Origin of the sequence: Alcanivorax sp. DP30, from assembly GCF_009882945.1 — a bacterium.
Classification (GTDB): Bacteria; Pseudomonadota; Gammaproteobacteria; order Pseudomonadales; family Alcanivoracaceae; genus Alcanivorax.
Genome location: NZ_WTUY01000002.1, coordinates 699,325 through 715,166 on the forward strand (window position 1 = coordinate 699,325; position 15,842 = coordinate 715,166).

Annotated in this window: 9 protein-coding genes; 3 read left to right on the plus strand and 6 right to left on the minus strand. The window is 57.8% G+C overall.

Annotated features, from left to right (window positions below; all coding sequences use genetic code 11):
• Positions 1–2,279: 2,279 nt before the first annotated feature.
• Complete coding sequence (locus GQF00_RS03825) at positions 2,280–3,281, minus strand: alpha/beta hydrolase (RefSeq protein ID WP_161317805.1); 1,002 nt, start codon at positions 3,279–3,281, stop codon at positions 2,280–2,282.
• Between the two features lie 107 nt (positions 3,282–3,388).
• On the opposite strand from GQF00_RS03825, the gene GQF00_RS03830 reads away from it, so the two are divergent.
• On the plus strand, positions 3,389–4,216 hold the full coding sequence (locus GQF00_RS03830) for an ion transporter (RefSeq protein WP_161317806.1): 828 nt from the start codon (positions 3,389–3,391) through the stop codon (positions 4,214–4,216).
• A 12-nt stretch (positions 4,217–4,228) separates the two neighbouring features.
• Here the strand turns inward: GQF00_RS03830 and GQF00_RS03835 are convergent, their stop codons facing one another.
• The 5 genes from GQF00_RS03835 to nirB are packed head-to-tail and all read right to left on the minus strand — an operon-like array spanning position 4,229 to position 11,867.
• Positions 4,229–5,071 carry a peroxiredoxin gene (locus GQF00_RS03835; RefSeq protein WP_161317807.1) on the minus strand — a complete coding sequence of 281 codons (843 nt, stop codon included), beginning with the start codon at positions 5,069–5,071 and terminating at the stop codon, positions 4,229–4,231.
• Between the two features lie 56 nt (positions 5,072–5,127).
• Complete coding sequence (locus GQF00_RS03840) at positions 5,128–7,743, minus strand: nitrate reductase (RefSeq protein ID WP_161317808.1); 2,616 nt, start codon at positions 7,741–7,743, stop codon at positions 5,128–5,130.
• Entirely contained in the window at positions 7,740–8,966 is a 1,227-nt protein-coding gene (locus GQF00_RS03845; RefSeq protein ID WP_161317809.1) for an NAD(P)/FAD-dependent oxidoreductase, read from the minus strand. Before GQF00_RS03845 ends, GQF00_RS03840 begins: the two co-directional genes overlap by 4 nt.
• Before the next feature lie 19 nt (positions 8,967–8,985).
• Positions 8,986–9,336, minus strand: a complete 351-nt coding sequence (nirD, locus tag GQF00_RS03850; protein WP_161317810.1) for a nitrite reductase small subunit NirD — start codon at positions 9,334–9,336, stop codon at positions 8,986–8,988.
• Positions 9,337–9,338: 2 nt separating this feature from the next.
• Positions 9,339–11,867, minus strand: coding sequence for a nitrite reductase large subunit NirB (gene nirB / locus GQF00_RS03855; RefSeq protein WP_161317811.1), 2,529 nt, complete (start codon positions 11,865–11,867; stop codon positions 9,339–9,341).
• Between the two features lie 671 nt (positions 11,868–12,538).
• Between nirB and GQF00_RS03860 the strand changes: the two genes are divergently transcribed.
• Together GQF00_RS03860 and GQF00_RS03865 are read left to right on the plus strand one after the other, a co-directional pair.
• Positions 12,539–14,008, plus strand: a complete 1,470-nt coding sequence (locus GQF00_RS03860) for a NarK family nitrate/nitrite MFS transporter (RefSeq protein ID WP_202560333.1) — start codon at positions 12,539–12,541, stop codon at positions 14,006–14,008.
• A gap of 56 nt (positions 14,009–14,064) precedes the next feature.
• Positions 14,065–15,789, plus strand: a complete 1,725-nt coding sequence (locus GQF00_RS03865; protein WP_161317812.1) for a bifunctional protein-serine/threonine kinase/phosphatase — start codon at positions 14,065–14,067, stop codon at positions 15,787–15,789.
• Positions 15,790–15,842 lie beyond the last annotated feature (53 nt).

Genomic DNA, 15,842 nt, shown 5'->3' on the forward strand with positions numbered 1-15,842 from the left:
CGGCCATTGAGGTTTCCGGACAGAACTGCGCCAGTACCGGCTCCAGCGGATTGCCATCGGCACCCGGCAGGCCACCGCCGCCCGGGGCAAAGCCTCCGGCTGCTTCTTCAAAGCAAGCTGCGGGATCAATCGGGCTGTTCGCCGCGGCTTCCGGGCACAGTTGCTCGGTCAGCGGGTTGGAGCCTAGCAGCAGGTCCTGCACGTCGCCAAAGTTACCTCCGGCTTCGGTCAGACAGTCGATCGGTGTGGTCGGACCCAGGTCCGCCTCGGAGGTGTCAGGGCAGAACTGGGCCAGTACCGGCTCCAGCGGATTGCCATCGGCACCCGGCAGGCCACCGCCGCCCGGGGCAAAGCCGCCGGCCGCTTCTTCGAAGCAGGCAGCCGGATCAATCGGGCTGTTCGCCGCCGCTTCCGGGCACAGTTGCTCGGTCAGCGGGTTGGAACCCAGCAGCAGGTCCTGCACGTCGCCGAAGTTACCACCGGCTTCGGTCAGACAGTCGATCGGTGTGGTCGGACCCAGATCTGCTTCGGAGGTGTCCGGGCAGAATTGCGCCAGTACCGGTGCCAGCGGGTTGCCGTCGGCACCAGGCAGGCCACCACCACCCGGGTTGAAGCCGCTGGCCGCTTCCATAAAGCAGGCAGCAGGATCAATCGGGCTGTTCGCTGCCGCTTCCGGACACAGTTGCTCGGTAAGCGGGTTGGCGCCCAGCAGCAGATCCTGCACGTCGCCAAAGTTACCACCAGCCTCGGTCAGACAGTCGATCGGCGTGGTCGGACCCAGGTCCGCCTCGGAGGTGTCCGGGCAGAACTGTGCCAGTACCGGCTCCAGCGGATTGCCGTCGGCACCCGGCAGGCCGCCGCCGCCCGGAGCAAAGCCTCCGGCTGCTTCAGAGAAGCAGGCTGCGGGGTCGATCGGGCTGCTGGCTGCCGCTTCCGGGCACAGTTGCTCGGTCAGCGGGTTGGCGCCCAGCAGCAGATCCTGAACGTCCTGGAAATTGCCGCCGGCTTCCGCCAGGCAGTCAATCGGTGTGGATGGTCCAAGGTCCGCCATGGCTGTTTCCGGGCAGAACTGCTCGAGGGCAGGTGCGAACGGATTGCTCCCACCGTCGCCGCCACCGCCACCATCGCCGCCATCTGGAATACCGCCACCCATCAGGGCTTCAGCAAAACACTGGGGCGGATCAATGCGGCCATCCTTAGCATCATCGGGGCAAATCTGCTCGGTCAGTGGATTAGTGGCGGTGAGCATATCGTAGATTTCTACGTAGGCACGGCTGGCCTCGTTGAGACAGTTGACAGGCGTTTCCGGGCCCAACTCCTGTTCGCCGGTTTCCGGGCAGAGCTGAGCAAGAAGCTGGTCAGAACCGGGCAGACCGCCATCGCCACCGGGCAAGTCGCCACCGCCACCTACGGCTTCCGTGAAGCAGGCAGCAGGATCAATCGGGCTATTTGCCGCCGCTTCCGGGCACAGTTGCTCGGTCAGCGGGTTGGAGCCACCGATCATGTCACCGATGTTCTGGAAATTACCGGCAGCTTCCTGCAGACAGGCTGCCGGGAAGGTGGCGGAGCCGTCGAATGAAGTATCGGTATCGTAAATGAAATCCTGATCCAGCAGTTCACCATTAAAGGTAAGCGTGGCATCGAAAGCCTCAGCGGCTTGCGGGCAGAACTGCTGAACCACAGGATTCAGGGACAGCTCATAGCCGGTATCTTCTTCAGCGCCGTCCTCGCCTTCCTCAAGACAGGCTTCCGGGCTGATGTCCCCCAGCTCATCCGGAGCGGCGCTGGTCAACGGACACAGGGCATCGGTGAGTGGATTTTCCTGATCGATAATCGCTGCGATCTCAGGTGGCAGTGCGCGGGGTGCTGCGCCGGCATCTGCAGCCGGCGTGGAGCTGCTGCCCCCGCCACCACAGGCTGTCAGCAGTGCCGCCAGGGCGCTGGTGCCGACCATGAGTTTGATTTGATTGGCCAAGATGAACCCCTCCATCATGCTTTGTCATTATGTCTCACGTGGTATACGGGAGCGTGCATGATGGACTATGGGAGGGATGTGCAATCTACTGTAGAACATGGAGGTTGGCGATCTGTAACCATGCGTAGCCTGCGTAACCATTCCGTGTCTGACTCTGGCTCAAAACTACACACTGCAAAAAAGTGGCGATTATTTAGCCTCTTTGCTGGTCAGGAAATGACCGGGCTAATCGTTTTTCATCTCTTTATTCAGCACGCAAACAACATGACACATGCAGCCGAAACCTGACGCATCCAGGACTGGATTACTCTCGTCCGCGAACAACTCTGGCATGGGCGCGGACATGCCCTTGGTCATCACGCTGGCTGAGATGATCATGAACAAAGGCGCCAATTTCCTGCAGCGCCCGTTGCGCTTCCGGGATCCATGAGGCCAGTGCATGGAATACATGAGGCATGTTCTCCCACACCTGGAGTTGACAGGGAACGCCCGCTCTTTTCGCCTGTTCTGCTACCCGTTCAGCATCACTCAGTAACACTTCTGTACTTCCCACCTGCACCAGGATGGGAGGCAGACCAGTGTAATCAGCAAAAACGGGGGAGATCAGCGGCGACGCAGGGTCGTGCTCCCGGCTGTAGGAGCCGGAGACAAAATTCAGCGCCCCCATGGGAATCAGTGGATCACGATCTCCATTGGTAGCGACACTGTCACCGGAACAGGTGAGGTCTCCCCATGGGCTGATCAACACCGCACAGGAAGGTTGCGGCAGACCAAGTTCGCGCAGACGCAGCATGGTAACCAACGACAGGTTGCCGCCGGCGGAATCCCCGGCAAAGACAATGTGATCGGGATCGTAGCCCAGCTCCAGCAACGCCTTGTAGGCACGCACCGCATCATCTATGGGTGCCGGGTAAGCCCAATCCGGTGGCTGGCGATAATCCAGCGCCAGTACCTTGGCCTTGCAGTACTGGCTCATACGCCAGGTCACTGCCCGGTGGGATCGCGGCGATCCAAAGAAATACGCGCCGCCATGAAAATACAGCACCACCCGGTTGGAACGAACACCCCGCCCGGCAATCAGCCACTCACCCGGCACACCACCGACCAGGGCCGGCGAGATGTGAACATCAGAGTGAACCGGCAACGCCAGCGTGACGGTGTCAAAACCCAGCTGGGAAAACTTCATGAAGCGCCGGCTGAAACGGATCCGGCTCACCACCGGTTTCACCAGGGATCGCATGGCCGTGGTAATCACCTTGCCCTGCCAGCTGGTTGCCGGGAACACCGTATTGTTGTTTTTGTTCATCTTGGTATGCACTCAATATGGCTGCCATTCAGACTAAGTGGTCATCCGATTCGTAACAAGCCACAATAGCTGCAGCTTTGTTGATACAACGAGATCAGAGAACCTGCATGGAAAGTCTGCGACAGCGCTGGCGGCACATTATCTTCGGAACGGACACCCCTGCGGGTCAGATGTTCGATGTCATCCTGATCGTTGCGATTCTGGGCAGCGTCATTGCCGTGATGCTGGACAGCGTCTCCAGCCTGCATGATGACTACGGTGTCTGGCTCTACGCCGCAGAGTGGTTCTTTACCATACTGTTCACGGTGGAATACGGCATTCGACTTTGGGTCAGCGAGCGCCCTCTGCGCTATGCGCGAAGCTTCTTTGGGGTGGTGGACCTGCTCTCCATCATCCCCACCTACCTGAGCCTGTTCGTGGTGGGCTCCAATTATCTGCTCACCATTCGGGCGCTACGGGTATTACGCGTCTTCCGGGTCATGAAACTGGCCAAGTTCATGGGAGAAGCCAATCAACTTGGCCTCGCGCTGGTCCGCACCCGCCGCAAGATCGCCATCTTCATGTTCTCGGTGTTCGTGGTGATCATCATCTTCGGCAGCATCATGTATGTGGTGGAAGGCCCTAAAAACGGGTTTACCAGTATTCCGCGCAGTATCTACTGGGCGATTGTGACGATTACCACGGTGGGCTACGGTGATATTTCACCGCAAACGCCCTTTGGCCAGTTTATCGCCTCCCTGGCGATGATTACCGGCTATGCCATCATTGCTGTTCCTACCGGCATCGTCACCGCCGAGATTTCAGCAGCACGCACCAGCATGCAGTACGAGCGCGAGTGCACCCAATGCCATCGCCACTCTCATGACCCGGATGCCCGGTTCTGCAAACAATGCGGAAATGAGCTGCCGAAGTTGTCGTTAACGGGCCAAGAATGAGTATCGCATTCCTCAGATCAACTCTCTATCCATCAGCACCCTGATAAACAGTGATGGCTCAGGGCGAACCCGGTAGTTATCGGTGAGGTGCTGATAGATCAGGCGCCCTTCCCCATCCAGAATCAGTACCGTCGGCATCACCGTGTCACTGTCATACCCTAACGCTTCCAACCCTGCCGGTGTGCCGCCGGCATCAATGATGCCGAGAACGTTTGCCGCCTGGTTGTCATCATCGCGCAGGTACTCAAACTGCACCGAAAACTGTTTCGCCAGTTGTGCCGACTGCTTGTGGGATTGCGGGCTAACCAGCGCCACACGGATCCCTTTCTCCTGCAAAGACTGATATTCCGCCGCCACTTCCCGGATCTGCGCCATGCAGAGTGGGCACCAGTTACCTCGAAAGAAAAGCAGCACCAGAGGCTGACCCGCAAAGCTTTGCGGCGTAATGACCTTCCCTTCCAGATTCGTGAAGCTTACCGGTGGCAAGGGCTCGCCCAACTGGACCACGGGCCCCCTTTGTTCATAACGGCTGTACCAACGGATATAGAGGTGCACTCCGATCAGGTTGAGTACCGCCAGGGTGGTCATCAACCAGCAGGCATGCCCAAGCGCAAACAGCACTAACACCAATAGGGTTCCCGCCAGGCTCGGCCAGAAGACCCACGGCAAATTGGCACTGGTGCGTGCCGGCTGCCTAAGAAATAACCAACCCAGAAAAACCAACAGCGGCAGCGCCGGCAACAACAACGCCGGTGCCCAGAGATTGCCGCCAGCGGTGAGCCAGACCGCCACAATCACAGAACCAACTGCCAGCGTAATCTGACCTGAAATAAACAGAGACTTGAGACTTTTCATGGAAACCCCGCAATACACTCTTGTTTCGATGCACTGCAGGGTATGTTGTTACAGCATCAGACCGCTAAGGTTTCCAGCAGACCGCGCAGTTCAGGAATGCAGGAGCCACAGTTGGTGCCTGCCTTACAGCACAGGCCGATGGCCTCTACGGTATCCGCGCCCTCTTCCACCGACGCCTCGATGGTCTTCTGACGCACTTGGTGGCAACTGCAGATCACCGGCCCAAGATCCGGACCGGCATCGGCGGGTTGCCCTGCCAGAATGGACAAGGGTTGCACATCTTCCACTCCGGCAAAGCAGCTTGCCAGCCATTCCACATCACACAGCGGCAGGCTTTCTCCGATGGCCAGCCAGGCGATGAGCTTGCCTCCAGCATCCAGTGCCGCGCGACGGTAATGGCCGGTGGAGGGATCATTCAGCGCCAGCCATTGCGCCGCCTCCGGCATCCATTCATGAAGTTGTTGTTCAGTTAGGTCCGCATCACCGGCCAGCCGATAGCGTTGTACCTGGCCCGCCTGCAAAAATGCATCGACGGGAACTCGGGCCCAGTACTCCACAGCGGGCGGGGTAGCCGCTGTGAACAACCAGCCATGCCAGCGGGGTTGCCAGTCGCTGACATTAACCGGCGTATGTTTGAACGCAGGCTGGCCGGAATGCGGATCCAGACGTGCCGGCACCAGGGCATCCACCCTGGCCCGGCGAGAAAACTGATCAGTCCAGTGCATGGGCATGAAGGCGGTTCCGGGGCGCTGCCCGGCATCACTTTTCACCCGCACCAGGGCATCACCGACCTTGCTGGTGAGGCGGACAAAACCACCATCACTGAGTCGATAACGCTCGATATCGTTGGGATGCAGCGCCGTAAACGGTTCACTCAAGTGGGCAAACAATCGCCCCGCGCGGCCTGTACGCGTCATGGTGTGCCACTGATCACGAATACGACCACTGTTAAGAATAATCGGGAAGGCCTCCCCGATCTTGTGCACGACGGGGTTCTCACAGACGATGAACCGGCCACGGCCATCCGGTGTCGCGAATTGGCCATCACCGAAGCAGCGCGAGCCCCCGTTGAGAGGCCACTGTTGCGGTTGCCAATTTTCATATTGGTCGGCGCTCAATTCCGCGGCAGCAGTCAGATCAAGCCGCTTGCCAAACCGTCCTGCCAGGGCGGTGAGCGCCGAGTACTCGGCAAAAATTTCGTGTTCGTTCTGGTACGCAAACGCCGTGGCAAATCCCATACGTCGAGCCACTTCGGTAATAATCCACCAATCGGCTTTCGCTTCACCCGGCGGGGCGACAAAAGGCCGCTGGCGGGACACACAGCGCTCAGAATTTGTCACCATGCCGGACTTTTCTCCCCAGCCCAGCGCAGGTAGTCGAATGTCGGCACAAGCCAGCGTATCGCCGCTGGCGACACAGTCGGAGACCACGACGGTGTCACAGGCCATCAAGGCATGGCGAACCCGATCTGCCTCTGGCAGTGAGTCCACCGGGTTGGTCGCCATGATCCACACGGCTTTCACCTGGCCACTTTCTACTGCATTAAACAGATCGACGGCAGTCAGACCATTCTTGGTGGCAAGAGTCTCTGTCTGCCAGAAATCGGCAACCGCAGCATGATGCTCGGCGTTATCAATATCCAGGTGTACGGCTAGCTGGTTGGCCAGTCCTCCGACTTCCCTGCCCCCCATTGCATTGGGCTGACCGGTAATGGAAAACGGGCTGGCACCGGGCTTGCCCACCCGGCCAGTGGCCAGGTGCGCATTGATGATGGCATTACCTTGATCGGATCCATTGCGAGCCTGATTAACGCCCTGGGAGAAGACCGTTACGGTACGTTCGCAGGCAGCAAACCAGTGATAAAACGTGGTGAGATCGACGTGGGAAACGCCCAGCTGGTTTGCCAGGGCATCCCAGTCATTGCCCTGTTCACGGGCTGTCGCCAGAGCGGCATCAAAACCAGAGGTATGCGCATTGATATAGCCTGTATCCAGCGCATTATGGTCGTCGAGCCAGGTCAGCAAGCCATTGAACAGCGGCACGTCCTGACCGGGCCGTATCGCGATATGCAGATCGGCCAAATCGCAGGTGGCTGTTCGGCGGGGATCGATGACCACCACCTTCATTTCCGGGCGAGCCTGCTTGGCAGCGGCAATACGCTGGTAGACGATCGGGTGTGCCCAGGCCGTATTGGAACCGGTGAGGATCACAAGATCGGCAATTTCCAGATCTTCATAGCAACCGGGCACCACGTCTTCGCCGAAGGCACGCTTGTGCGCCACCACCGCGCTGCTCATGCACAAACGGGAATTGGTATCGATGTTGGCGCTACCGATGTAGCCCTTCATCAACTTGTTGGCAACGTAATAATCTTCGGTGAGCAGTTGGCCTGATACGTAAAATGCCACCGAATCCGGGCCGTGCTCTTCGACAATACGGCGAAAGCGCTCGGCCACTTCGTCCAGTGCCTGATCCCAGGTCACTCGCTCGCCATCAACGTCCGGATACAGAAGGCGATCCTGATCGCCTAGCGTTTCCAGTACCGAGGAGCCCTTCACACACAGACGGCCGCCATTGGCAGGATGGATTTCATCCCCCTGAAGGGTCTTGCCATCGGTGCGAATGCCGCAACCCACGCCACAGTAGGGACAAGTGGTACAGATACTACTCATGCGGCAATTTCCTCCTCGCCGTCACCGCCTGCTGCCTTGCAGAACGCCTCGCCCATTAGCAGAACCTGGCGCAACGATGCAATATTGGTGCGCTCCCGCCACAGGTTTTCGTAATACGCAGCGTCAGTCACATCGCCATACAGCACCATACCGACAATCCTGTCATCGACGATCTGCAGACGGCGATAGCTGCCCGGCAAAGACAGTTGCAACATCTGCCCCTGTCCATCGAAATCGCCCAGCGAGACGAGATCGATCCCGGAGATTTTCAGGCGAGTGGCGTTATCGGCAAACAGGTAGCGCCGATGACCCAATTCCGCCAGATGACTGGCGCAGACCGCAGCCTGCTCATACAGTGGCGCCACAAGGCCAAAGGTACGGTTACGGTGCTCCACGCATTCGCCAATGGCGTAAATGGCAGGGTCAAACGTTTGCAAGGTATCGTCCACGCGCACACCTTGGTTAACGGTTAAGCCTGCTTGATCGGCCAGCTCAGTCCGCGGCAAGATTCCCACGGCCTGAACCACATAATCCGCGGGCAGAACCTGGCCATCCGCCAGATTCACGGCAGTGACAGCGCCCTGCCCGTTATCCTGGATGGATTCAGTACGAGCCTGCATGACAAACTTCACGCCCCGTTTTTCCAGGTCATGTTGCAGACGATGGCCCGCCTCTTCATCCAGCTGTTGGTTGAGCAGGTGGCCGCGGCTGTGAACCAGGGTCACGTCATGCCCCTGTTTGACCAGCGCATCGGCAGCCTCCAACCCCAAAAAGCCGCCGCCAACGACCACCACACGGGCGGCCGAGAGCGACAACAACTTGCGCACGTCATAGAGATCACGAAAGCTCATGACGCCATTTAATTCGTTGCCCTCAATGGGCAATTGGCGGGGCGCAGCCCCGGTAGCCAGCACCAGGCGGTCGTAGTCCAGCTTGTGGCCGGCGGCGGTGACCACCTGACGACGGTGGCGGCGGATAGCCACCACCGGTGAACCGGTTATGAGTCGAATATTCCGGTCCCGGTACCACTGGTGCGGGTGGGTGGTGATAGCGACTTCGTCGGTACCGCCACCCAGTAAAGGCGAGAGCATGACCCGGTTGTAACCGGCAAAAGGTTCGTCGCCCACTACCGTGATCTGATACAGATCCGGCGCCAGACGTGTCACCTCTTCAAGCAGGCGAATCGCCGCCATGCCGTTACCGATTACCACCAGTTTTTTCATTACTGCATCGCCCTTGCGGTCAGTGTGTGGCTGAGACAGCCACTTCGATCACGTCACCCTCCACCCGAACCGGGTAGACATTCAGGCTGACGGTTTCGTCTTCGAGACACTGACCGGTTTCCAGATCAAAGTGCTGTTTGTAAATCGGTGAGGCGACCACTTTCTTGCCCGCCAGAGAACCCAGCAGACCCCGACTCAGGACATTGGCGTGGCTGAATGGGTCCATATTATCCAGCGCAAAGAATTTACCATCGCGGGTACAGAACAGGGCTGCCTGGCCCTGGGGCAGGCGCACGCCAACCCCAGTGCCCGGCAACACATCGCTGACGTTACAAACGGCTTTCCATTCCACAGCAACAGAACTATTCATGATCAGGCCTCCTCCACCAATTCAATCCGTTCGTGATCATAGGCCGGACGACGCTGGCCACGTTCACGGACATACTTGAGGTTGTCATCCGCGGCATCATCGTTGACGAAATGCTTGAAGCGTTTTAGCGCTTCCTCGTCTTCAATGGTGGTCTTCCACTCACACTGGTAGGTGGCGATGACATGCTGCATCTGCGCTTCCAGCTCGTCGCCAATACCCAGAGAGTCGTTAAGAATGACGTCTTTCAGGTAATCAAGGCCGCCTTCCAGATTCTCCAGCCAGACGCTGGTACGCTGCAGACGATCTGCCGTCTTGATGTAGAACATCAGGAAGCGGTCGATGGTTTTGATCAGTTCTTCGTCGGAAAGATCGGACGCAAACAAATCGGCGTGACGAGGGCGCATGCCACCGTTACCACACACATAAAGGTTCCAGCCCTTTTCGGTGGCGATTACCCCCACATCCTTGCTCTGGGCTTCGGCACACTCACGGGTGCAACCACTGAACGCCATCTTGAGTTTGTGCGGGCTACGCAGCCCCTTGTAGCGCTCTTCCACCTGAATGGCTGTACCCACGGAGTCTTTCACCCCGTAGCGGCACCAGGTGGAACCTACACAGGATTTCACGGTACGCAGGGACTTGCCGTAGGCATGACCGGTTTCAAACCCGGCATCCACAAGAATTTTCCAGATCTCGGGGAGCTGGTCGACGCGGGCACCGAACAGATCCACACGCTGACCACCGGTGATCTTTGTGTAGAGGTCGTACTGCTTGGCCACTTCACCCAGAACGATCAGCTTGTCCGGGGTAATTTCGCCACCCGCCACACGGGGCACGATGGAGTAGGTACCATCGCGCTGCATGTTACCGAGGAAGTAATCATTGGTATCCTGCAAGCCGGCGTGGGGCTTCTCGAGAATATAATCGTTCCAGCAGGATGCGAGGACAGAGCCCACGGTGGGCTTGCAGATATCACAGCCGTCACCACTACCGTGTTTTTCCAGCATCTGGTCAAACGTCTTGATCTCGCCCACACGCACCAGGTGATAGATCTCTTCACGGGAATAGGCGAAGTGTTCACACAGGTGGTTGTTGACTTCCACACCGCGTTTTTCCAGTTCACTGTCCAGCACCTGTTTCACCAGCGCCGTACAACCGCCACAGGTAGCAGAGGCCTTGGTGCATGACTTGAGATCACCAACCGTCATGGCGCCATCGTCGATGGCCGCGCACAGATCGCCTTTGGACACGTTATTACAGGAACAAATCTGCGCGGTGTCGGGCAGTGCATCGGCCCCCAGCAGCGGCGCGCCATCGGAAACCGGCGCAACCAGTGCCGCCGGCTCTCCAGGCAGATCCATCTCATTCAAGCAAAGCTGCAGCAGATTGCCGTAATCGGCAGCATCGCCCACCAGCACAGCGCCGAGCAATTTCTTGCCGCACTCACTGATGACCGCCTTCTTGTAGACGCCGGCGGTCTGATCCATGAACACGGTGCTGCGACAGCCGGGGGTGTTGCCATGGGCGTCACCGATAGACGCCACATCCACCCCCATCAATTTCAGTTTGGTGCTCATATCCGCACCCTGGAAGGCATTCTCACTCTTGCCCATCAGGTGCTCGGCGGCCACTTCTGCCATCTGGTAACCGGGCGCCACCAGACCGAAGATGCGGCCATTCCACAGCGCCACTTCACCGATCGCATAAATGTCTTCATCGGACGTGACGCAGTGATCGTTGACCACAATGCCGCCCCGCTCGCCCAGTTCAAGCTCACAGGCGCGAGCCAGCGCGTCCTGCGGACGGATACCGGCGGAGAAGACGATGACATCGGTTTCCAGATGCTTGTCATCGCCGAAGTTCATGCGATGTTTGCAGCTCTCGCCGTCGATAATTTCCTGGGTACCGGTGCTGGTATGCACGGTCACACCCAGTTCCTGAATCTTGTCTTTCAGCAGGCCGCCACCAAAGTCATCGACCTGTACGGCCATCAGACGCGGAGCAAATTCAACGACGTGGGTCTCAAGCCCCAGGTCATGCAGCGCCTTGGCGGCTTCCAGACCCAGCAAGCCCCCACCCACCACGGTGCCCACCTTGCCGTCCTTGCTGGCGGCAATCATGGCATCCAGATCGTCGATGGTCCGGTAGACGAAACAGTTCTCACGATCATTACCCGGGATCGGCGGAACGAACGGATAAGAACCGGTAGCAAATACCAGCTTGTCGTAACTGAGCGTCTCACCCGTATTGGTGGTTACGGTTTTCGCTGCCCGGTCGATACTGTCGGCACGGGTCTTGAGTTTCAGCGAGATGTCATGCTCTTCAAAGAAACCCAGCGGCACCAGGGACAGATCATCCGCGGTCTTGCCGCTGAAGTAGCTGGTCAGCCCTACCCGGTCATAGGCCGGCAGCGGCTCTTCACAAAGAACGGTAATGTCGTATTGCTCACGGCCGCCCTGGGCAACCAGCGATTCCAGATATCGCTGACCTACCATCCCGTGACCGATCAAAAGAAGTTGTTGCTTTGCCATAAGGCTCACCCTCGCGGTGCGTAACTGACAGCGCTACCTGAGCAAGGCCTATGCCAAATCAATAACCCCCTGTTTTTAATATATTTATTTATTTATTCTTATAATTCTTCACTTAGCCATGCATTGATTTAATGCGCAGATGCACGACGAAGATGCACTTTTTCGTGCACCTTTATGAGTCAATTGCGCAGATCCGCGAAGCACAGCACTGAAAACCAGCACCCGCTCCGTTCCATAAACTCATAACACAATATGGATCCGCCTCTTACCAGGCCGCTCCCTTTCCGATCTTTGATCTGGACAACTGTCTGGAAAGGTATTTCCCGATCAGAATGCCATCATCGCTCTGCCTGCATACCGCGAGTGCGTATGCGGTCCACGCCTTGGTAGATGCTGCATCGCATCCAAAACACGACGACAAACACACCGGCACATTTTGGGCGCCCAACCGGAGCCCTCATATAAGGCAGAAATCAAAAACAAGATATTTGCACGTATTTTGGGCAAAATTTTCGCCCCATCATGCAGCCTCAAGCATCACGATCCCGCACTAAAATCACAGAACAGCAACGCCAACCCAAGATTTTCCAATAAATATCAACAAGTTAAATATTGGCACGAGCATTGCTTTGCCATAGCCCATCGACCAACCGCCCGTGGACGGAGTGATCATGAGCGCCGACAAACTGAATCTTCTTAATTTTTCTGCACCGCGAATCCGGCTGCTTCATCTGAGCTGGATCGCATTCTTCATCACCTTTGTGGTGTGGTTTTCACACGCACCACTGATGGGACACCTGCGCGAGGCCTTTGACCTCACCACGGACCAGGTCAAGGCGCTTCTGATCCTCAATGTGGCACTGACCATTCCAGCACGCGTGATCATCGGCTCCCTGGTAGACCGCTTTGGTCCGCGCAAGGTATTCGGCCTCCTGCTGATCATTTCAGCATTTCCATGTTGGGCATTTGCCATGTCCACCAGCTTCGAACAGCTGGCCGTGACCCGATTGCTAATGGGCTTTGTCGGTGCCGGATTTGTGGTGGGTATTCGCCTGATCGGTGAGTGGTTCCCTGCACGCGAAGTGGGACTGGCCGAAGGGGTATATGGTGGCTGGGGTAACTTTGGTTCTGCCGCTGCGGCAATCACACTACCCACTGTAGCCATGCTGTTTGGTGGTGAAGACGGCTGGCGATGGGCCATTGCCAGCACCGGCCTGATCGCGATGATCTACGGCGCGATTTTCCTGTGGCGCGCACGCAACACCCCCCAAGGCTCCTCCTACTTCAAGCCAAAGCGCAGTGCCGCCCTGGAAGTCAGCACCAAGCGCGACCTGTATTTCTACCTGGCCATGAGCGTGCCACTGTATGCGGCCCTGCTGGTCATCGTATGGCGCCTGGGTCCAACCAATCTTGCCCTGTTCGGCACCACGGCCCAATACATACTGGTCTCCCTGATCCTTGCACTGGGTATCGTGCAGATCGGTCAGGCCTGGCGGGTAAACCGCGAGCATCTTAAAGAAGGTGTGGATGAACAGGATCGTTACAGCTTCAAGCAGGTCGCCATCCTGGATCTGTCCTATCTGGTGACATTCGGCTCCGAGCTTGCGGTCGTCTCCATGTTGCCGCTGTTCTTTGCTGACACATTCAAGCTAGAACCGGTAATGGCAGGCTTGCTGGCGTCCGGCTATGCCTTCATGAACCTGGCGGCCCGCCCTAGTGGTGGCTGGTTGTCAGATAAATTCGGCCGCAAGAAATCGTTGATCATTCTCCTCGCCGGACTGATGGTCGGCTATGGCCTGATGAGCCAGATCAGCAGCACCTGGCCGCTGGCACTGGCAGTGATCGCCACCATGTGTTGTTCCTTCTTCGTGCAGGCAGGCGAAGGCGCGGTATTTGCCACTGTTCCTCTGATCAAGCGCCGCCTGACCGGCCAGATTGCGGGCATGGTGGGAGCCTACGGAAACACCGGTGCGGTCATTTTCCTTACCGTGCTGACCTTTGTAGAGCCAAGCACCTTCTTCCTGGTTATTGCAGCCAGCGCCGCCGTTGCCTTCGTGGCCGTGCAATTCCTGGATGAACCCAAGGGACACATTGCCGAAATTGACGAGACCGGACAGGTCCAGCTGATCAACGTGGGCTAAGATGATAATGGCCGGCCCTGGGCCGGTCTGTTCAGGATTGAGCACAGGGAATGACCATGGACGTTTCGATTGCAACGCAAACGCCCGATGCCGTGAATGATTCCCCTATCAAAAGGGAACCGGAGCTGGCACCCCGGGTACGCATTGGCCAATACAGTGACAGTGGCCCCAAGCTCCACAATCAGGATGCGCTGGCCATGCGGATTCCCGAAGGGAGCCTGCTGCGCACCAAGGGCATCGTGTCAGCACTGGCTGATGGTCTATCCACAGCGGGCGCTGCACGAGAAGCAGCCGAATCCTGCGTGCTGGGCTTTATCAGTGATTACTATGCGACACCGGCATTATGGAGTGTTCCTCGCTCTGCCCAGAAAGTGCTTGAAGCATTGAATCGCTGGTTGTGTCGGCAAACCCTTGCCGGTGAAAGTCACCTCTGCACCCTGTCCCTGCTGATCCTGCGATCACAAACCGCTCACCTGTTTCAGGTGGGCGATTCCCGCATCTGGCGCCTGCGTAACGACAAGCTGGAATGTCTGACCCGCGATCACAGCCGCATGCTCGGTGATAACCGCCAGGTGCTGACCCGCGTCATGGGAGGAGACACCCGCCTGGATGTGGACTACTGCAGCAGCGATCTTCAGGTCGGTGATATCTTCCTGCTGACCAGTGATGGCGTGCACGGCTTTCTCAGTCGCTCGCGGATGCAGGGGATCCTGAGGGGTTGCTCCAAACCGGAGATCTGCTCCCAGGCATTGGTGGAAGCCGCGATCGCCAACGGCAGCGATGACAATGTCAGCTGCCAGGTTCTGACCATCGACGCCCTGCCCGATGCCGGTGCCGATGAAGTGTTACGGCAACGGGGCAATCTGCCCCTGCCGCCTCCACTCACTCCCGGTGTCCGTGTAGATGGTTTCACAGTCATTCGTGAATTGTATGCCAGCGTGCGCAGTCATCTTTATCTGGTGGAAGATGCGGACGGAGAGCGCTCGGTGCTGAAAACCCCCTCTGTCAATCTGGAGGATGACCGCTTTTCCCTTGAACGGTTTGTCATGGAGGGCTGGGTTGGCAACCGGCTGCGCAACCCACATCTGCTCCGCTACCTGCCTATTCAGGATAACCCCAGTTGCCTGTACCAGCGCCTGGAATTCATTGATGGCGTTACCCTCAAGCAATGGTTGAACGACCACCCCGACGCCCCGGTGGAAGAAAAACTCTACCTGGCGGATCAACTGCTCAACGGTATCCGGGCCCTGCACCGAGCCGATGTAATCCATGGTGATTTGAAACCCGACAACATCATGGTGGACAGCAACGGCTTGGTCCGAATCGTGGACTTTGGCAGCTGCCACTGCCGGGGCATGGAGCAGATAAACGCGGGTATTCCCCTTGGCACCCGTGATTACAGTGCACCTGAGCTGGTGGAAGGCACAACCCCGTCAGAGCAGAGCGATTTATTTTCAGTGGGTGTCATCATCCACGAGATGCTCACCAGCGCCCTGCCCTGGCACGGCCGCTACGAGAAAGCCACGCATCAACCCTTGCCAGCGCTGCAGGGACAAAATGCCTTTATCCCCCTGTGGATCAACAACGTGCTGCAAATCGCCTTGCATCGCCAGCCCAATCAGCGCTTCGCGGACGCCGCCGAATTCCGTGACGCCCTGCGCCGGCCAGTGCGCAGCACCAAAGCGGCGAAGGATAGCAGCGTCAATGAATTACGGCTTTGGAAAGGAGCATGCGTAGTACTGGTGATGTTGCTGTTAATCAGTGTCAGCCTTAATCAATGAACGACAGGATAATTAATAATGAATAGCTGCGCGAGCAGCGACTGTCTTCATAC